The 18,862-nt window shown below is 66.8% G+C and carries 11 protein-coding genes; 10 read left to right on the forward strand and 1 reads right to left on the reverse strand.

Annotated features, from left to right (window positions below; all coding sequences use genetic code 11):
* The first annotated feature begins 3 nt into the window (after positions 1-3).
* The gene (gene recJ / locus QP512_RS09445; protein WP_286071856.1) at positions 4-1,785 is read left to right on the forward strand and encodes a single-stranded-DNA-specific exonuclease RecJ; all 1,782 of its coding nucleotides are present in this window, start codon (positions 4-6) and stop codon (positions 1,783-1,785) included.
* A gap of 99 nt (positions 1,786-1,884) precedes the next feature.
* Entirely contained in the window at positions 1,885-4,797 is a 2,913-nt protein-coding gene (locus QP512_RS09450) for a VIT domain-containing protein (protein ID WP_286071857.1), read from the forward strand.
* Between the two features lie 102 nt (positions 4,798-4,899).
* Here QP512_RS09450 and QP512_RS09455 read toward each other — a convergent pair whose 3' ends face one another.
* The gene (locus QP512_RS09455) at positions 4,900-6,099 is read right to left on the reverse strand and encodes an acyltransferase family protein (RefSeq protein ID WP_286071858.1); all 1,200 of its coding nucleotides are present in this window, start codon (positions 6,097-6,099) and stop codon (positions 4,900-4,902) included.
* Between the two features lie 175 nt (positions 6,100-6,274).
* On the opposite strand from QP512_RS09455, the gene QP512_RS09460 reads away from it, so the two are divergent.
* The 8 genes from QP512_RS09460 (at position 6,275) to QP512_RS09495 (ending at position 18,854) form a co-directional block, all read left to right on the forward strand.
* Positions 6,275-7,156 carry a LytTR family DNA-binding domain-containing protein gene (locus QP512_RS09460; RefSeq protein ID WP_286071859.1) on the forward strand — a complete coding sequence of 294 codons (882 nt, stop codon included), beginning with the start codon at positions 6,275-6,277 and terminating at the stop codon, positions 7,154-7,156.
* Positions 7,157-7,339: 183 nt separating this feature from the next.
* A protein-coding gene (gene prfB / locus QP512_RS09465) for a peptide chain release factor 2 (protein ID WP_099551678.1) occupies positions 7,340-8,465 on the forward strand; the annotation gives its coding sequence in 2 pieces (ribosomal slippage) (positions 7,340-7,414 and positions 7,416-8,465; 1,125 coding nt in all).
* A 154-nt stretch (positions 8,466-8,619) separates the two neighbouring features.
* Complete coding sequence (locus QP512_RS09470; RefSeq protein ID WP_295568135.1) at positions 8,620-9,402, forward strand: helix-turn-helix transcriptional regulator; 783 nt, start codon at positions 8,620-8,622, stop codon at positions 9,400-9,402.
* 635 nt (positions 9,403-10,037) lie between these two features.
* Positions 10,038-11,423 (forward strand): NAD-dependent succinate-semialdehyde dehydrogenase, encoded by a 1,386-nt coding sequence (locus tag QP512_RS09475; protein ID WP_286071861.1) that lies wholly within the window; start codon positions 10,038-10,040, stop codon positions 11,421-11,423.
* Positions 11,424-11,488: 65 nt separating this feature from the next.
* Positions 11,489-13,129, forward strand: coding sequence for an acetolactate synthase large subunit (locus QP512_RS09480; protein ID WP_286071862.1), 1,641 nt, complete (start codon positions 11,489-11,491; stop codon positions 13,127-13,129).
* A 146-nt stretch (positions 13,130-13,275) separates the two neighbouring features.
* Complete coding sequence (gene lysS / locus QP512_RS09485; RefSeq protein WP_286071863.1) at positions 13,276-14,787, forward strand: lysine--tRNA ligase; 1,512 nt, start codon at positions 13,276-13,278, stop codon at positions 14,785-14,787.
* Between the two features lie 205 nt (positions 14,788-14,992).
* The gene (locus tag QP512_RS09490; protein ID WP_286071864.1) at positions 14,993-16,132 is read left to right on the forward strand and encodes a two-component system response regulator; all 1,140 of its coding nucleotides are present in this window, start codon (positions 14,993-14,995) and stop codon (positions 16,130-16,132) included.
* A gap of 1 nt (position 16,133) precedes the next feature.
* The gene (locus QP512_RS09495) at positions 16,134-18,854 is read left to right on the forward strand and encodes a response regulator (RefSeq protein WP_286071865.1); all 2,721 of its coding nucleotides are present in this window, start codon (positions 16,134-16,136) and stop codon (positions 18,852-18,854) included.
* Positions 18,855-18,862 lie beyond the last annotated feature (8 nt).

The raw sequence follows: 18,862 nt of genomic DNA on the forward strand, positions 1-18,862 counted from the left end.
CCGATGTCCCTTGCCGCCGAAGCTGTGCAGCCCGCCTCTGATACACCCATGATCCGCCGCCGCGATGCGGTCGCGCCCGGCAGCTGGCCGGAAGGCACGCTGCCGCTGCTGGCGCGTCTCTATGCCAGCCGGGGTGCAGGCACACCGGAGCTGGCGCAGCCGAAGCTTGGCAATCTGCACGCCCCCGAGTTGCTGACTGGCATCGGCGATGCAGTGGGCCTGCTGGTGGAGGCCATCGCCAACGACAAGCGCATCCTGGTGGTGGGCGATTTCGACTGCGATGGCGCGACCGCCTGTGCGGTCGGCGTGCGCGGTCTGCGCATGCTCGGCGCGCAGCATGTCTTCCACGCGGTGCCGAACCGCATGGTGCACGGCTACGGTCTGTCACCGTCACTGGTGGAAGAGCTGGCCGCGCTGCAGCCGGACCTGCTGGTCACGGTCGACCACGGCATTGCCTGCCATGCCGGTGTCATCGCGGCCAAGGCGCGTGGCTGGCAGGTGCTGGTCACCGACCATCATCTTCCCGGTCCGCAGTTGCCGCCGGCCGACGTCATCGTCGATCCCAATCTCGACGGCGACGCCTTCCCCAGCAAGTCGCTGGCAGGCGTCGGCGTGATCTTCTACGTGCTGATGGCGTTGCGCCGGCAGATGCGCGAGGCCGGTGTCTTCGCCGATGGCAAGGGCCCGGACCTGACCACGCTGCTGGACCTGGTGGCAATCGGCACCGTGGCCGATCTGGTGGCGCTGGACCCGAACAACCGTGCGCTGGTCAGCGCGGGTCTGCGGCGGCTGCGTGCGGGGCAGGGCTGTGTCGGCCTGCGGGCCCTGATCGAAGCCAGTGGCCGTGACGCTGCGCGACTGACCGCCACCGACATCGGCTTCGCCCTGGGCCCGCGCCTGAATGCTGCGGGCCGGTTGGAGGACATGGCGCTGGGCATCGCGCTGCTGCTGACCGAAGACCCGCGCCAGGCGCGCGAGATCGCACAGACGCTGGAGCAGATCAATTCGGAACGCCGCGCCGTGCAGCAGTCGATGACCGACGACGCCGAGCAGGCGTTGACCCGCGTGGTGCTGGACATGTCCGGGCAACGGCCGGTCGCGGCCTGCCTGTTCGATGCCGACTGGCATCCGGGCGTGGTTGGCCTGGTTGCGTCGAAGATGAAGGATCGCCTGCATCGCCCGGTGATCGCCTTCGCCCCGGCCGAACCCGGCGCCGACGCCCTGCGCGGTTCGGCGCGCTCGATTCCTGGTCTTCACATCCGTGACGCACTGGCGCTGGTTGATGCGCGCCATCCGGGGCTGATCGAACGCTTCGGCGGCCACGCCATGGCGGCCGGCCTCAGCCTGCGCCTCGATCACGTCGATGACTTCAAGGCCGCCTTCGTCGCCGTGGTGCTGGAAATGCTCGACCCGGCGGCACTGCAGCAGCAGGTTCTCAGCGACGGCGAACTGGCAGCTGACGAGCTGGATCATCGCCATGCCGACGCCCTGCGTCTGGCCGGTCCCTGGGGGCAGGGCTTCCCGGAACCGCTGTTCGACGGTCACTTCGAAGTGGCTAACTGGCGCGTTCTGAAGGAACGCCACCTCAAGCTGGAGCTGCGCCTGCCAGGTGTGCCAGGCACCATCAACGCGATCCACTTTGGTGGCTGGCACGGCAATGCGCCCGGCCGACACGTGCACCTGGCCTACCGTCTGGCCTGCGACGACTATCGCGGCGGCAGCGCCATCCAGCTGATCGTGGAGCACTGCCTGCCCGCCCAGGAAAGGGCCCAGGCGCCGTGGTAACGCCGGGCCACGCCCGGCGGACGACTTCAGTGTCCGAACGGTAACCCCACCTGCCATGCCGGAGCGTTGAATCGTCCAAGATCCCACTGGAGTCCCGCCATGGTCTTCGCCCGTCGCTGCATCGTGTTCCTGCTGGCCCTCGCTGCCTGGCCCTCCGAAGCTCAGACGCCTCGCATCGCTTCGACACGCGTCACCCCTCCGCTGTTGATCGCGCCAGCTGCCGAACAACCGGTGCAGCTGCAGCGCGCCCGTATCGAAGGCGAGGTCCAGGCGGGCATCGCACAGACCCGGATCACGCTGGAGTTCCACAACCCGAACCGGCGCGTGCTGGAGGGTGAGCTGCAGTTCCCGCTGGGTGATGGCCAGCAGATCAGCGGCTTCGCGCTGGATATCAACGGCGAGATGCGTGACGCGGTGCCAGTGGCCAAGGACCGCGGCCGCCAGGTGTTCGAAGAGATCGCCCGCCGAGGCGTTGATCCGGGCCTGCTGGAACAGACCGCCGGCAACCAGTTCCGTCTGCGCATCTACCCGCTGCCGGCCGGTGGCAGCCGCCGCGTGCAGCTGGTGATTCGCGAGCCGTTGGCCTTCGACGGCCAAGGCTGGCAGTGGACGCTGCCACTGCGGTTCGCCGCCGGTGCAGCGGCAGTTGAGTTGAAGCTGCAGGCACCCGTCACGACCAGCGCAGGCGGGGCGCCATTCCGCATAAGTGCGGGCCAGCTGCACTGGCAGGGCAAGGGCACGCAGCTGCCGTCGCAGCTGCAGTGGAGCCTGCCCGCAGTACGACAGGCACAGGTGCAGGTAGCGCCCTGGCAGGATGGCAACTACCTGCTGGCGCAGCTGCCGGTGCCGGTCAGTCACGGGCCGCGCACGCTGCCCAGCGACGTCGGGCTGCTGTGGGACGGTTCCGGCTCGGCGGGTCAGCGCGATCGCACACGTGAGTTCGCCCTGCTGGATCGCTATTTCGCCGCGCTGGGTGACGGCACCGTGGCGTTGACCGTGCTGCGCGATCGCGCCGAACCGGTGCGGCGATTCCGTATCCGCGCGGGCAACTGGAGCGAGCTGCGCGCAGCACTGCAGGCGGTGCGCCCGGACGGTGCCAGCGCGCTGGCCCAGTGGCAGCCGCAGTCGGGCGTGAAGGAATACCTGCTGGTCAGCGATGGCCTGCTGACCTACGGCTCGGAGCAGCTGCCGACGCTGGCGCCGGATCAGCGCCTGTTTGCGGTCAGCAGTGCCGGTGGACGCACCGATGTCGTGCGACTGCGTGGCTGGAGCGAATTCCATGGTGGCCGCTTCGTTGCGCTGGGCAAGGATGTCGATGCGGCGGCGCGCGCGCTGCTGTCGTCGCCGTTGGATGTGCAGGTCGATGCGGGGCGAGGCGTGCAGGACGTGGTGATCGATCGTCGCAGTGAAGCCCAAGGTTGGTTGTGGCTGCACGCCCGACTGGCGGCCGATGGCGTGCCGATGCGGGTGCGCGTGGGTGGCGGCGAATGGCAGGCGCTGCCGGCGACGCAGAAGAGCAACGACGGCGAACTGCTGGCGGGCTTGTGGGCGCAGGCGCGCCTGCAGCAGCTGGCCGCCGACCGCGGTGGCAACCGCGAGGCCATGCAGCGTCTTTCCCAGCAGTTTGGCCTGGTCGGGCCGGATACCTCGCTGATCGTGCTGGAAACCCTGGAGGACTACCTGCGCTATGCGATCCGTCCGTCTGGCACGTTGCGCGCCGCGTACGACGCACGATTCGCAGTGCAGGTGGCCGATCGCGCCGCTGCGGATCGCCAGCGCCTGGATCAAGTGGCGGCGCGCTGGAAGGAGCGCCAGCAGTGGTGGAACCGCAGCTGGCCGAAGGGTATGCCGCCGCAGGCGAAGGGCGGGGCACTGGAGGTGGGCTCCGCAGATTACGCGATGGAATCGGCGCCAGTGGCGATGCTCGCCGCGCCGGCCCCTGCGGCACCGCCCGTTCCGGCACCGATGGCCGCCGCCGCCGAGCAGCGCATGGAAGCCGGCAGCGCGCGTGCACGTCGCTCAGCGCCTGCATCGAACAAGGCCCTGGATTCAATCACGGTCACGGGTGACCGTGTCGCTGCGCCCGCTGCCGCCAACGAGGGCGAACTCGGCATCCAGCTGGCGGCCTGGCAGCCGGACTCGGCCATCGCCCGGCGCCTGCGCCAGGGGCCGCCGTCGCAGCTCTATGACCGCTACCTGGCCGAGCGCGCTGCCCATGCCGACAGCAGCGCATTCTTCCTCGACGTGGCCGACCTGCTGCTGGAGCAGGGCCAACGCGACCTAGCCCTGCGTGTGCTGTCGAACCTGGCCGAGATGGACCTGGACAACCGCCACCTGCTGCGCGTGCTCGGCTACCGGCTGATGCAGGCCGATGCCCCCGCGCTGGCGGTGCCGGTGTTCGAGCAGGTGCTGGCCATGGGCCAGGAAGAACCGCAGAGCTTCCGCGACCTGGGCCTGGCACTGGCAGCGGCCGGCAAGCCGCAGCAGGCGCTGGTGCCGCTCTACCAGGTGGTCGTGCGCCCGTGGGACAGCCGTTTCGATGGCATCGCGTTGATCGCACTGGATGAGCTGACCAATCTGGTGGTGCGCAGCACCCCCCGGTTGGACACCTCGGCCATCGACCCGCGCCTGCTGCAGGCGATGCCGCTGGACCTGCGCGTGGTGCTGTCGTGGGATGCCGATAACAGCGACATGGACCTGTGGGTGACCGACCCGAACGGCGAGCGCGCCTACTACGGCAACCGCCTGACCTACCAGGGCGGGCAGATGTCGCAGGACTTCACCGGCGGCTATGGTCCCGAGCAGTTCTCGCTGCGCAATGCCAAGCCGGGCAAGTACAAGGTGGAAGCGAACTACTTCGGCAGCCGCCAGCAGCTGGTGACCGGGGCGACGACGCTGATGCTGCGCCTGACCACCCATTGGGGCACTGCCAAGCAGAAGGACCAGATGGTGACGATGCGGCTGAAGGATCGCGCCGAAACCGTGCTGGTGGGCGAGTTCGAGGTGAAATGACTGCTCGGATGCCAGTGTAGAGTCGAGCTTGCTCGACTGCCTCAATGTAGAGCCGAGCCTGCGCTCGGCTCATGGTAGAAGCAGCCGAGCGCGGGCTCGGCTCTACAACTGCGCAGCGTGTGCAACCGGCGACGCTGGCGGATTGGCGCGCAGGCCGAACAGGGGCCGCAGCCAGCGGGAGCGCCGGATCAGCAGTTCGTGGATCAGCAGGCAGCCGCCGACGGTGCCGCCCAGCAGCAGCGCCGGCTCCAGCCAAGGGCCCAGCTGCAACGGCTTGAGCCAGAACAGCAGGGCGATGATCAGGCTCTGGTGCAGCATGTACCACGGATAGATGGCTTCGGTGCAGTACGGCAGCCAGCGGAACGGGCGATCGAGGAAGACCTTTCCCCAGCCGAGGATGGCCAGCAGCGCGGTCCATACGTAAAGCGACTGGCTGGCGCGGCCCTGCAGTTCCCAGAACGGTTCGGGCCATTGCCGCAGCGGGGAATCGGCAGGCAGCACCTGGCCGAGGATGCGCAACCCCAGATACCAGCCGACGGCAGCCAGCGCCAGCCATAGCGTGGTACGGCGCAGAGCGACCACGCGCTCCCAGAACACCGGCTCACGACCCAGCAGGTAGCCGGCCAGGAACACCGTGGCGTACTTCGCGTGCTGGTACCAGTCGCCGAGCAGGGCATTGGTGGACGGGTAGATCGGCTCCAGCCAGATCACCCAGGCCAGCAGCAGGGCGGACGGAAGGCCGATCAGCAGGATTGGCGACGCTGCGCAGCGCGCGATCGCGTGACGCGCCAGCGCCGTTCCCAGCAATGGCATCAGCAGGGCCAACGCCAGGGTGTAGTTCCATAGATAGGCCAGGTACCACAGGTGGTTCCAGGTAATGCCGTACTGCCAGCCGGCGAAGCTGCCCTCCGGCCACGGCCGCACCTGCCAGTAGCGCAACAGGAAGTGGCCGAAGCCCGGTGCCACGTGGCCGTTGGCCACGCCTTCGCAGTAGGGCTGGATCGGCACGATCACGAACATGCCGAACAGCAAGGGCAGCAGCAGCCGCCACGTGCGCAGGCCGGCAAAGCGCAGCAGCCTGCCTTCCGGTCGCATCAGCGCGATCGCGATACCCGAAATCAGGAACAGCAGCGACATCCGCCAGCGGTTGATGAACAGCATCGGCCACTGCAGCCATTCGGTGGTATGCAGGCTCTTGAGGTGGAAACCCCAGTCATCCACGTAGGCCATGCCGGTGTGGTAGAGGATCAGCAGCGCGAAGGCGAACACGCGCAGGGCGTCGATGTCGTGGCGTCGGGTCATGGTGGTGGTGTGCCGGAGAGTCGACCCAAGGTGACGCCGCCCGGTCCGTGCGGCGACTGCCAAGGGCCCGCCGGAACCCGCGCAGTGACCAATGGCGGGGGTGGTGGGACCAATGGAGCCGCTACCCTTTGGCCATTGAGGCAGGCTGGAGCACCGCAACGACATGGATGCAGCAATGACCCAGGGCCGACCACCGCGCTGGCGCACCACCACCCGTCTGCTGGTCTGGGCAGCGATCCTGTCGGCCTCGGCGGTGACCAACGCGCTGGTTGAGGTGATGGACGCCTCGCGGCGTGGCAGCGATCTCGGCCTGTGGGAGCCGATGATCTGGGAATTCAGCAGCCTCGCCCTGATCCTGTTGACCCTGCCGCTGCTGTGGTGGGGCTGCGAGCGCTGGCCGCTGCATGCCGATACCTGGAAGCAGCGTTTGCCGCTGTACCTGCTGGCCAGCGTGGGCTGGTCGTTCCTGCACGTGGTGGGGATGATGGTGCTGCGGCACCTGGCCTATGTATCGCTGGGCTACCGCTACCAGGACGATGCGGGATGGCTGGAGCGTTTTGCCTACGAATACCTGAAGGATGTGCGCACGTTCGCGATGTTCGTGGCGCTGGAGCACTTCGCCAGCTGGTTCGGGCGGCGCAGGCAGGGCGAGGCGAGCCTGTTGGCCGAGCCCGATGTAGGCCCCCCGGTGGAACCGGTCGAGCGCCCGCAGCACTTCCTGGTGCGCAAGCTGGGCAAGGAGTTCCTGGTCGCCACCAGCGATGTGGAGTACGCCCAGGCGGCGGGGAACTACGTGAACCTGCGGGTACGCGGCCACGACTACCCGCTGCGGATCACCATGGCGGTACTGGAGCAGCGGCTGGACCCGGGCGTGTTCCTGCGCCCGCACCGCAGCTGGCTGATCCATCGTGGCCAGCTGCGCTCGATCGAGCCGCTGGACGGCGGCGAGGCCCTGCTGCACATGGCCGACGGGGCCAAGGTGCCGTGCAGCCGGCGGCAGCTGCCGGTGCTGCGCCAGGCGCTGGGCGGGGCGGGTGGGGGTAGAGTCGACCGCTAGTTGACTGTCGCGCGCAGCGCGGGCGTCACTGCAACCTGAATGAAAGGCAGTCGACTGACAGTCGACTCTACAGGGGCGGGTCTACCAGTAGCTGGCTCCCAGCGGCAGGCCGGGTCCCTCATTCCGGGCGCCGCCGGCCTGCGCTATCATTGCCAGTCATCTTTTGAATGCATAACCGCCGACATGATCGAACTGAATCCTGTCCGCCAGCGCATCACCGATCTGACCGATCGCGTGCTGTCGCTTCGGGGGTATCTTTGACTACGACGCCAAGAAAGAGCGTCTTGAAGAAGTAACGCGGGAGCTGGAAAGCCCCGACGTCTGGAACAATGCCGAGTACGCCCAGAACCTGGGCCGCGAGCGTTCCAGCCTGGAAAAGACCGTGGGCGGCATCGCCTCGGTGCTGGACGGCCTCACCGACGCGACCGAACTGCTGGAGCTGGCCGAGTCCGAGCAGGACGAGGACACCGCACTGGCCGTGGTCGCCGATCTGGACAAGCACCAGGCGCACGTGGAGAAGCTGGAGTTCCAGCGCATGTTCTCCGGCGAGATGGACAATGCCGCCGCGTTCGTCGACATCCAGGCCGGTGCCGGTGGTACCGAAGCCCAGGACTGGGCGGAAATCCTGCTGCGCATGTACCTGCGCTGGTGCGAATCGCGCGGCTGGAAGACCGAGCTGATGGAAGTGTCCGGTGGCGATGTCGCCGGCATCAAGTCGGCCACCCTGCGCGTGGAAGGCGACTACGCCTATGGCTGGCTGAAGACCGAAACCGGCGTGCACCGCCTGGTGCGCAAGTCGCCGTTCGACTCGGACAACCGCCGCCACACCAGCTTCACCTCGGTGTTCGTGTCGCCGGAAATCGATGACAACATCGATATCACCATCAACCCGGCCGACCTGCGTACCGACGTGTACCGTTCGTCCGGTGCCGGTGGCCAGCACGTGAACAAGACCGAGTCGGCGGTGCGTATCACCCACATCCCGACCAACATCGTCGTGGCCTGCCAGACCGGCCGCAGCCAGCACCAGAACCGCGACAACGCGATGAAGATGCTGGCCGCCAAGCTGTACGAGCTGGAGATCCAGAAGCGCAACGCCGAGAAGGACGCGGTGGAAGCCACCAAGTCCGACATCGGCTGGGGCAGCCAGATCCGCAATTACGTGCTGGACCAGAGCCGCATCAAGGACCTGCGTACCGGTATCGAACGTTCGGACACGCAGAAAGTGCTCGACGGCGACCTGGACGAGTTCGTCGAGGCCAGCCTGAAGGCCGGCCTCGCCGTAGGCTCCAAGCGCGTCGATGCCTGATCGGCGCGCCTGCGCGGATATCATCACCCTCGCGCGCAACGCCGAGGGTGGCTGATCGCGCTTCCGGTAGAGCCGAGCCCATGCTCGGCTGCTGTTGGCGCAGTTGCAGATGCGTCGCGCATGGCTCGACGCTACAACGGGTACGGCGGTAGCGATGATGCGAAGCGAAAGTGAACGCAAGGAGCTCGGCGGCTTTCTCAAGGCCTGCCGCGCCCGCGTCGACCCCGCCACGCTCGGCCTCCCGGCCGGGCGGCGGCGCACCCCGGGCCTGAAGCGCGAGGAAGTGGCGCTGGCCGTCGGGGTCAGTGTCAGCTGGTACACCTGGATCGAGCAGGGCCGCGAAGTGCGTGCCTCGCCCGAAGTGCTCGAGCGCCTGGCGAAGGTGCTACGCCTGAGCGATGACGAACGCGCCTATGCGTTCGCGCTGTCCGGCTATGGCGTACCGCTGGAATCGCCGGACGAGAGCGTGACCGACGGCCTGCGCCAGCTGGTGGAGGCGATGCAACCGATCCCGGCGTATGTACGCAATACGCGCTTTGACATCCTGGCCTGGAATTCGGCCATCGCCGATCTTTTCGTGGACTACAGCGAGCTGTCGCCGCACGAGCGCAACACGCTGCGGCTGATGTTCCTGTACCCGCCGTACCGCACGCTGATCCTCAACTGGGAAGAAATGACCCGCGGCCTGCTGGCGGGGTTCCGCGCGGCGATGGCGCAGGCGCCGGACAAGGCGCCGTTCCTGGCGCTGGTGGAGGACATCGCGGCGCATAGTGAGGAGTTCCGCCAGTGGTGGCCGGAGCACGATGTGCGTCGGTTCGATGAAGGTGCGAAGAAGTTGAACCATCCCACACGCGGGTTGCTGGACCTGCAGTATGTGGCGCTGGTGCCGGAGAGCCGGCACGATCTTTCTCTGGTTACTTACCTGCCGCGCAAGTAGGGGATGTTCGCCAGGGCTTGCAGCCCTGCACCCGCTCAATACAACGGCCAAAGCCAAAGCCAGAGCTGGATTCCGTGGTTTGGCGGGGCCGTGTCGGAGTGCGGGGACGCCGCAAGTACGTCAGTGTAGGCTTGGCAGCCGCATCCATGCGGCTGACACCCCGCACTCCGACACCGTCCCACCTTCGACAGATCTCCGCGGCTGTCGGCAGGTGTCGACCTTGGTGGACACATCTGTCAGATAGCGAAAGAAATTTCGGGGTCAGATCCGTTTCCATAGGAAAACGGATCTGACCCCAAGAGCATTCCCGACAGATCGCGGAAAAATGTCGAAGGCGGGGTGGGTCCGGTTGCGGGGGCGTGAGCGCCATGGATGGCGCGACCGAGGCTACATGGACGTATTCACGCCGTCCCCCGCAACCGGACCCACCCCGCCATCCCACGGAATGCAGGCCTTTGACCTTGACGTTGCCCTGGCCTCTGCGGGTGCAGGGCGCAGCCCTGCCGATAACCCCATTCAGGCAGGTAAGTGCAGGTCACAGGATACGCAGACGCCTTGTTGCCTCCACCAATCGGGTCCACATTCCTGTGCAGGAGACGTGCCACCGCCCGTCGTCGAGACACCAGGAGACCTGCATGTCCGCTGCCCCCAGTACCGCCATTTCCCGCGATCCGGCCACCGGCCAGCAGATCGCCAGCCATCCCTTCGCTACCGACGCCGAACTGGACGCCATCCTCGATCGCGGCCAGGTTGGCTTCGCCGCCTGGAGCACCCGCAGCCTCGAACAGCGGGCCGAGGTACTGCGCGCAATGGCCACCGTACTGCGCCGTGACCGCGACAAGCTGGCCGCGCTGGCCACCGCTGAAATGGGCAAGGTGCAGGCCGAATCGCTGGCCGAGATCGAGAAGTGCGCCGTGCTGTGCGACTGGTACGCCGACAACGGGGCACGGTTCCTGCGCGACGAACCGACCCAGGTGCCCGACGACAAGGCTTACGTGTCCTACCTGCCGCTGGGCGTGGTGCTGGGCATCATGCCGTGGAATTTCCCGTACTGGCAGGTAATGCGCGCGACAGTGCCGATCCTGATGGGGGGCAACGGCTTCCTGCTGAAGCCGGCCGAGAACATTGTCGGTACCGCGCAGCTGCTCGATGCCGCCTGGCGTGACGCTGGCTTGCCGGAAGGTACGTTCATCGCCGCCAACATCAGCCGCGAGGGCACCAGCCGCGCGATCGCCGATGACCGCATCGCGGCGGTAACCCTGACCGGCAGCGTTGCCGCCGGGCGCAGCATCGCTGCCCAGGCCGGGCAGGCGCTGAAGAAGGTGGTGCTGGAACTGGGCGGTTCCGATCCGTTCATCGTGCTGGCCGATGCCGACCTCGATGCCGCGGTCGATGCGGCGGTGGCCTCGCGCTTCCAGAACACCGGGCAGGTCTGCATCGCCGGCAAGCGCATCATCGTCGAAGACGCGGTCTACGATCGTTTCGTGGCGCAGTTCTGCCAGAAGGTGCAGGCGCTGACCATCGGTGACGGCCGCGATCCCGGCAACCGCATCGGCCCGATGGCACGCCAGGACCTGCTGGAACAGCTCGACGCGCAGGTGCGCGCTTCGGTGGACGCGGGCGCGAAGCTGCTGGTCGGCGGCCATCAGCTGGATCGTCCGGGCGCGTTCTATGCCCCCACGGTGCTGGCTGACGTGGAGCCGGGCATGCAGGCTTTCGATACCGAGACCTTCGGGCCGGTTGCCTCGATCAGCCGCGCTCGGGACGCCGACCATGCGGTGGACCTGGCCAACCAGAGCGAGTTCGGCCTCAGTGGCAACCTGTGGACCGGCGATCGTGCCCGTGCGATGCAGCTGGCGCGCCGGCTGCAGACCGGCGGCGTCTTCGTCAACGGCTTCTCGGCTTCGGACCCGCGCGTGCCGATCGGCGGCGTGAAGAAGAGCGGCTTCGGCCGTGAGCTCTCGCACTTCGGCATCCGCGAGTTCGTCAACGCGCAGACGGTGTGGTTCGACAAGCGTTGACGCGCGGCTTCCACCCTTCCTGCAACGATCCACCACCAGTCCAGCAAAAAAAGGACGGCATTCCCATGTCCAAGGGTTCAGACCTGCTCGTCGCCGCACTTGAGAACGAAGGCGTCGAGCGCATTTTCGGGATTCCCGGCGAAGAGAACCTCGACGTTGTCGAGTCGCTCCGTCATTCCAGCATCGAGCTGGTGATCACCCGCCACGAACAGGCAGCGGTGTTCATGGCCGCCACCTATGGCCGCCTGACCGGCAAGCCGGGCGTGTGCCTGGCCACGCTCGGCCCGGGTGCATTGAACTTCACCACCGGCGCCGCCTATGCACTGCTCGGCGCGTGGCCGGTCATCATGATCACCGGCCAGAAGGGCATCGTCGCCAGCAAGCAGGCGCGCTTCCAGATCGTCGACATCGTCAGCACGATGAAGCCGCTGACCAAGCAGGCGCGGCAGATCGTCTCGGCACGCACCATCCCGACCATCGTGCGCGAGGCATTCCGTGTTGCCCAGGAGGAGCGCCCCGGACCGGTGCTGCTGGAGCTGCCGGAAGATATCGCGGCCAATGAAGTCGAGGGCGCGGCGCTGATTCCACCGCACGCGGTGGAGCGGCCGATCGCCAGCCCGGAGGCGCTGGACCGCGCGGCCGAGATCATCCGTAATGCCAGGCGCCCGCTGCTGATGATCGCCTCGGCAGCGTCGCGACCGCAGTCCAGCGAGGCGCTGTCGGCGTTCGTGCTGCGTGCCGGCATCCCGTTCTTCACCACGCAGATGGGCAAGGGCGCGGTGGCCGGTGGCTCGGGCCTGTACATGGGCACCGCGGCGCTGACCGAGCGCGACTACGTGCACATGGCCATCGACCAGGCCGACGTGATCGTGACCATCGGCCATGAAGTGACCGAGAAGCCTCCGTTCGTGATGCGCCCGGGTGGCCCGACCGTGATCCATATCGGCTACTCGCAGGCGGCGGTGGAGCAGGTGTACTTCCCGCAGGTGGAAGTGATCGGCGATATCGGTCGTTCGTTGACCCAGTTGGCTGACCGTATCGAAGGCGCGGTGCCGAACGCCGATGCGCTGCTGCCGCTGCGTGCGACCATTCTCGAGCACATCGCTGCCCGTGCCGAAGAAGCGGATTTCACCCCTCAGAGGCTGGTGCACGACGTGCGCCAGGTGATGCCGCCGGACGGCATCGTGGCGCTGGACAACGGCATGTACAAGATCTGGTTTGCGCGCAATTACCGCACCCAGGTGGCCAACACGCTGCTGCTGGACAACGCGCTGGCGACCATGGGCGCGGGCCTGCCGTCGGCGATCATGGCCTCGATCCTGTACCCGCAGCGGCGGGTGCTGGCGGTGTGCGGCGACGGCGGGTTCATGATGAACAGCCAGGAGCTGGAGACCGCGCGCCGGCTGGGCCTGAACCTGGTGGTGCTGATCCTCAACGACGGCGCCTACGGGATGATCCGCTGGAAGCAGGCGGTGGATGGCTTCACCGACTACGGCATGACCTTCAGCAACCCGGATTTCGTCAAGTACGCCGAGGCCTATGGCTGCAAGGGGCATGAGGTAACCGCCATCGAGCAGTTCATTCTGACCCTGGAGGCGGCGTTCAATGACGGCGGTGTGCATCTGGTGTCAGTGCCGATCGATTACTCGGAGAACCAGCGGGTGCTGGTTGATGAGTTGCGGCAGGCGTTCCCCGGGAACGGGTAGGCGCCGATCCGCTGATGGGGCCAGATCCCTTTGCTGCGTAAAGGATCTGACCCCTCTCCGGGCCGGGGCAGGGTGGTTTTGGTATGCTGTGGAGCCGGCCGTGCCGGGTGCAGCATCCCCCCTCACTACACGATTCCCGCAGATCCATGAGCGAAGCTACCGATACCCCCCCCGTCGACGAAAACAAGTTGATCGCCGAGCGCCGTGAGAAACTCAAAGCGCTGCGTGGGCAGGGCATCGCGTACCCGAACGACTTCCGTCGCCAGGATTTCGCCGGTCGCCTGCAGGAAGAATTCGCCGATGCCGGGCAGTGGACCGCCGAGGCGCTGGAAGGCAACGGCCGCCAGGTGAAGATGGCCGGCCGCCTGATGGCCAAGCGCATCATGGGCAAGGCCAGCTTCGCGCAGATCCAGGACGAGTCCGGCCGCATCCAGCTGTTCCTGCAGGGGGCCGCGCTGGGCGACGCCTACACCGCCTTCAAGGGGTGGGACGTGGGCGACATCATCGCCGTCGAAGGCGGCCTGACCCGTACCAAGACCGGCGAGCTGTCGGTCAAGGCCGAGTCGATCCGCCTGCTGACCAAGTCGCTGCGCCCGCTGCCGGACAAGTGGCATGGCCTGGCCGACGTCGAGCAGCGCTACCGCCAGCGCTACGTCGACCTGATCGTGACCCCGGAATCGCGCGCGGTGTTCATCAAGCGCTCTAAGATCATCCGCGCCATGCGCGCGTGGCTGGACAACCGCGACTTCCTGGAAGTCGAGACGCCGATGATGCATTACATCCCCGGCGGCGCGGCGGCCAAGCCGTTCACCACCCATCACAACGCGCTGGACCTGGACCTGTACCTGCGCGTGGCGCCGGAGCTGTACCTCAAGCGCCTGACCGTGGGTGGCCTGGAGCGCGTCTACGAGATCAACCGCAACTTCCGCAACGAAGGCGTCAGTACCCGCCACAACCCGGAATTCACCATGATGGAGCTGTACGAGGCCTACGCCACGTACAACGAGATCATGGACCTGACCGAAGGCGTGATCCGTGACGTGGCCCAGGCCGTGAACGGGGGCACCGAGGTGGAATGGGACGGCGCGAAGATCGACCTGGGCCCGGCCTTCCGCCGCTGGCGCATGGATGAAGCGGTGCGGCACCACAACCCGGAAATCTCCGCGGCCGACTGCACCGACCGCGAGGCGCTGCTGCGCCATTGCGAGCGCTTGAAGATCCGCGTCAAGCCGTCCTACGGCTGGGGCAAGCTGCTGCTGGAGATCTTCGAGGCTACCGTCGAGCACACCCTGATCCAGCCGACCTTCATCACCGATCACCCGGTGGAGGTCTCGCCGCTGGCCCGTGCCAACGACAATGATCCGGGCTACACCGACCGCTTCGAGCTGTTCGTCAACGGCAAGGAGCTGGCCAACGGCTTCTCCGAGCTGAACGACCCGGAAGACCAGGCTCAGCGCTTCCAGGCCCAGGTGGCCGCGAAGGAAGGTGGCGACGACGAGGCCATGCACTACGACGCCGACTACATCCGTGCGCTGGAGTACGGCATGGCACCGACTGGCGGCCTGGGCATCGGCGTCGATCGCCTGGTGATGCTGCTGACCGGCAGTAGCTCGATCCGCGACGTGCTGCTGTTCCCGTACATGCGTCCAGAGCAGTAAGTCGCTTTTCTGACTCCTGATTGAGCGCGCCGTCCCGAAACGAGACGGCGCGATTGACGCGTCCCGCACTCGGCGTATCGTTAATGCACTACCTTGACGCCTGTTATGGCTTGATCGGCGCCAGGGGGATGGCGCATTGTGGAGAGTCCGCTTCACAATGTGATGACGATCATGAACCGGGACGCATGACACGGGAGTCAGGCCGATGCAGGGTGCGAGCGTTCGCAGCGGCAGGGTATCCTCGCCTGCTGATGATCCAGCATGGTCGAGAAACCAGGCAGAGTACGCGTTGAATATCGTCATTGTTGACGACCAGACGTCCGCGCGGACGATGCTGCGTCACGTCATCGAGGACATCGCGCCCGAACTGAGCGTGTATGACTTCGGCGACCCGTTGACCGCATTGGCGTGGTGCGAGGCGCATCCGGTCGACCTGCTGCTGCTCGATTACCGCATGCCGGAGATGGACGGGCTGGAGTTCGCCCGCCGTTTCCGTCGCCTGCCCAAGCACCGGGACATTCCGGTGATCCTGATCACCGTGGTCGGTGACGAGCCGATCCGGCAGGCCGCGCTCGAGGCCGGCGTCATCGATTTCCTGGTCAAGCCGATCCGCCCGCGCGAACTGCGCGCGCGTTGCTACAACCTGTTGCAGCTGCGCCAGCAGACCGAGAACGTGAAGCAGCGTGCGCTGTCGCTGGAGCAGCGGCTGCTGGCCAGCATGCACGAGGTCGAGGAGCGGGAACGCGAGACCCTTTCGCGATTGGCCAGGGCGATCGAGTTCCGTGATGCCGGCACCAGCGCGTATCTGGAACGCATGGCGCGCGTGGCCGGTCTGATCGCCGAGCAGCTGGGCCTGCCCGAGGACGACGTCAAGCTGATCGAGATGGCGGCGCCGCTGCACGACATGGGCAAGATCGCCATTCCCGATGCCGTGCTGCTCAAGCAGGGCAAGCTCAATGACGAGGAGCTGGCGATCATGCGCCGGCACCCGCGCATCGGCCACGAGCTGCTCAGTGGCAGCCAGAACCGTTTCATCCAGGTTGGCGCGCTGATCGCACTGCGCCACCACGAGCGCTATGACGGCAGCGGCTACCCCGATGGGCTGGTTGGCGAGGCGATCCCGCTGGAAGCGCGGATCGTGGCCGTGGCGGACGTCTTCGATGCACTGATCTCCCCCCGTCCGTACAAGGAAGCATGGACCATGGAAGCCACACTGGCCTATCTCTACGCCCAGCGTGGCCGACTGTTCGATCCGCGTTGCGTGGATGCGCTGATGCGTGGCCACCAGCAGCTGATGGATATCTGCGCGCAGCACTCGACGGCATCGACGCGACCGGGTGGGTGACATGCAGGATCTGTTGGCACGCGTGAAGCGCCGGCTGGCGCAGCGTCCGGATTCGGAGCATGGCCAGGCCATCGTACGGGTGGTGTTGATCTCGCTGATCCTGGTCTATGTGCTGCTGTCAGGCGCCCGCCTGCATCGGCTGGAGCAGTACCAGGGCGTGCTGGCCACGGTGCTGACCGGGTTGGGTCTGTCGCTGCTGCTGTTCGGCTGGTTGCTGTGGAAGCCGGAGCGCTGCGACCCGCGGCGGGTGGCCGGGATGCTGGCCGACTACGGGCTGATCGCGGTCGGCATGATCCAGATGGGCGAGCCACTGGCCTGGGTGTACGCAGTGGTGATGTGGGTGACAGTCGGTAATGGACTGCGTTTCGGGTCGCGTTACCTGGCCGCCGCCATCGTGCTGGCAATGGCCAGTTTCGGCACCACCGTGCTGCTGACGCCGTACTGGCAGGCGAACCTGGGCCTGGCCATTTCCCTGTGGCTGGGATTGCTGGCAGTGCCGCTGTGCTGTTCCTCCCTGCTGCGCCGAAGGATGCGACATCCGACCATGGATACCACCCCCGCCGTCACCGCATCGCGTTCGCTGCTGGCCCGTTTCAAGCAGCGCCTGGCCGGGCGCGAGGACAGCGAGCATGCGCAGAACCTGATCCGCATCGTGATCACGGCGCTGTTCATCAGCTACCTGGGCTGGCGTTCGCTGAGCGGTGGTGGCGAGGCGCTGACCACGACGTGGTTGATCCTGGCCTTCGAACTGACCATTTCCGCCGGTCTGTTGACCGCGATCCTGATCAATCCGGGCGTGTCGCATGTGCGCCGGGTGATCGGCATGCTGACCGACTACACCTGCATGGCCTGGATCATGACCATCCAGGGCGAGCCGGCGGCACCGCTGTACGCGGTGATGCTGTGGGTGACGATCGGCAACGGCATGCGCTACGGCAGTACCTACCTGCGCGTGGCCACGGCCATGGGGTTCCTGGCGTTCCTGTGTACGGTGATGCTGTCGCCGTACTGGCGTGACCATGACTACCTGGGCTGGGGCCTGCTGCTGGGCCTGGGCGCGATCCCGCTGTACTTCGACTCGTTGCTGCATGCGTTGACCCGCGCGGTGGCCGAAGCACGCCAGGCCAACGAAGCAAAGAGCCGCTTCCTGGCCAACATGAGCCATGAGTTCCGCACGCCGCTCAACGGCCTGGCGGGCATGACCGAAGTGCTGGCCACCACCCGACTGGACGATGAACAGCGCGAGTGCCTCAACACCATCCAGGCCTCGACCCGCAGCCTGCTGGCGCTGGTGGAAGAGGTGCTGGACATCTCCGCGATCGAAGCCGGCAAGGTTCGCGTGGAGTGGCACGAGTTCGCGTTGGCCGACGTGCTGCAGGCGATCAACCTGATCCTGACGCCGCAGACCCGCTCCAAATCGCTGGATTACCGCGTGCAGGTGGACGAGAACGTGCCGCCACGGCTGCTCGGCGATGCCGGGCACCTGCAGCAGATCCTGCTCAACCTGATGGGCAATGCGGTCAAGTTCACCGACAGCGGCTATGTCCATCTGCGCGTGTCCAGCCCCGATGCGCTCGGCAGCGAGCGGGTGCGCCTGCGTTTCGAGATCGTCGATACCGGCATCGGTGTGCCGGTGGCGTTGCGTGGCCGTCTGTTCAATGCCTTCGAGCAGGGCGATGTCGGCCTGGCCCGCCGGCACGAAGGCACCGGGCTGGGCACGGCCATCGCCAAGGGCCTGGTCGAATCGATGGGCGGCCAGGTCGGCTACGCGCCGAACAGTCCACGTGGCAGCGTGTTCTGGGTCGAGATCACGCTGGACGTCGCCGATGTTCCGGCGGTGCCGACCGCACCATCCGACGTGGCCGAAGCCGGCAATGTCATCGCGTTCTCCAACCCGTTCCTGCGTCACCGCGCGCGCGTGCGCAGCCTGCGCGTGCTGGTGGCTGACGACCACGAAGCCAACCGGATGGTGCTGCAGCGCCTTCTGGAGAAAGCGGGCCACAAGGTCACCTGCGTCAACGGCGGTGCCGAAGTGCTCGATGCACTCGAACAGGCCAGTTACGACGCGGCTATCGTCGATCTGCACATGCCCGGCATGAGCGGCCTGGACCTGCTCAAGCAGTTGCGGGTGATGCAGGCCAGCGGCATGCCCTATGTGCCGGTGATGGTGCTCAGCGCCGATGTCACCCCCGAATCGATCCTGCGCTGCGAACAGGCCGGCGCGCGCGCGTTCCTGGCCAAGCCGGTGGTCGCCACCCGTCTGCTGGAGGTGCTGGCCGATGTGGCGGCCAACACCCGTGCCGAGTCCGGCATCCAGTCGGTGCCCGCGTTGCCGGTGGGCGAGGGCGTGCTCGATACCGCAGTACTGGACGAGCTGGCCTCGCTGGGTATGGGTGACGGCTTTGAGCGCAAATTCATCGACCAGTGCCTGGTGGATGTCGATGCGAGCATGGGCCAGCTGCAGGCCAGCGGTGAGCGCCAGGCCTGGGAGGACTTCCGCGAGCATGCCCACGCGCTGCGTGGCGTGGCGAGCAACCTGGGGCTCGTCCAGGTTGCCGCCTCCAGTGGCGAGATCATGCGCATGCCGGACTGGCAGCTGAAAGGCGAGTGGAGCACCCGCCTCGGCAGTCTGGCGGCCGCCCTGCGCAACGGCAGGAATGCGCTGGCTGCCCGTAGTGCGGCAACGCCGCACCGCGATGACAGTGAGCGCAGCCCGATCTGAACCACCGG

The sequence above is a fragment of the Stenotrophomonas sp. 57 genome (assembly GCF_030291075.1).
Classification (GTDB): domain Bacteria; phylum Pseudomonadota; class Gammaproteobacteria; order Xanthomonadales; family Xanthomonadaceae; genus Stenotrophomonas.

What these genes read in the sequence shown, in the direction of transcription:
- recJ (WP_286071856.1), top strand. Translation starts at nt 4, where the DNA reads ATGTCCCTTGCCGCCGAAGCTGTGCAGCCCGCCTCTGATACACCCATG.
- QP512_RS09450 (WP_286071857.1), top strand. Translation starts at nt 1,885, where the DNA reads ATGGTCTTCGCCCGTCGCTGCATCGTGTTCCTGCTGGCCCTCGCTGCC.
- QP512_RS09455 (WP_286071858.1), bottom strand. Translation starts at nt 6,099, where the DNA reads ATGACCCGACGCCACGACATCGACGCCCTGCGCGTGTTCGCCTTCGCG.
- QP512_RS09460 (WP_286071859.1), top strand. Translation starts at nt 6,275, where the DNA reads ATGACCCAGGGCCGACCACCGCGCTGGCGCACCACCACCCGTCTGCTG.
- QP512_RS09470 (WP_295568135.1), top strand. Translation starts at nt 8,620, where the DNA reads ATGATGCGAAGCGAAAGTGAACGCAAGGAGCTCGGCGGCTTTCTCAAG.
- QP512_RS09475 (WP_286071861.1), top strand. Translation starts at nt 10,038, where the DNA reads ATGTCCGCTGCCCCCAGTACCGCCATTTCCCGCGATCCGGCCACCGGC.
- QP512_RS09480 (WP_286071862.1), top strand. Translation starts at nt 11,489, where the DNA reads ATGTCCAAGGGTTCAGACCTGCTCGTCGCCGCACTTGAGAACGAAGGC.
- lysS (WP_286071863.1), top strand. Translation starts at nt 13,276, where the DNA reads ATGAGCGAAGCTACCGATACCCCCCCCGTCGACGAAAACAAGTTGATC.
- QP512_RS09490 (WP_286071864.1), top strand. Translation starts at nt 14,993, where the DNA reads ATGCAGGGTGCGAGCGTTCGCAGCGGCAGGGTATCCTCGCCTGCTGAT.
- QP512_RS09495 (WP_286071865.1), top strand. Translation starts at nt 16,134, where the DNA reads ATGCAGGATCTGTTGGCACGCGTGAAGCGCCGGCTGGCGCAGCGTCCG.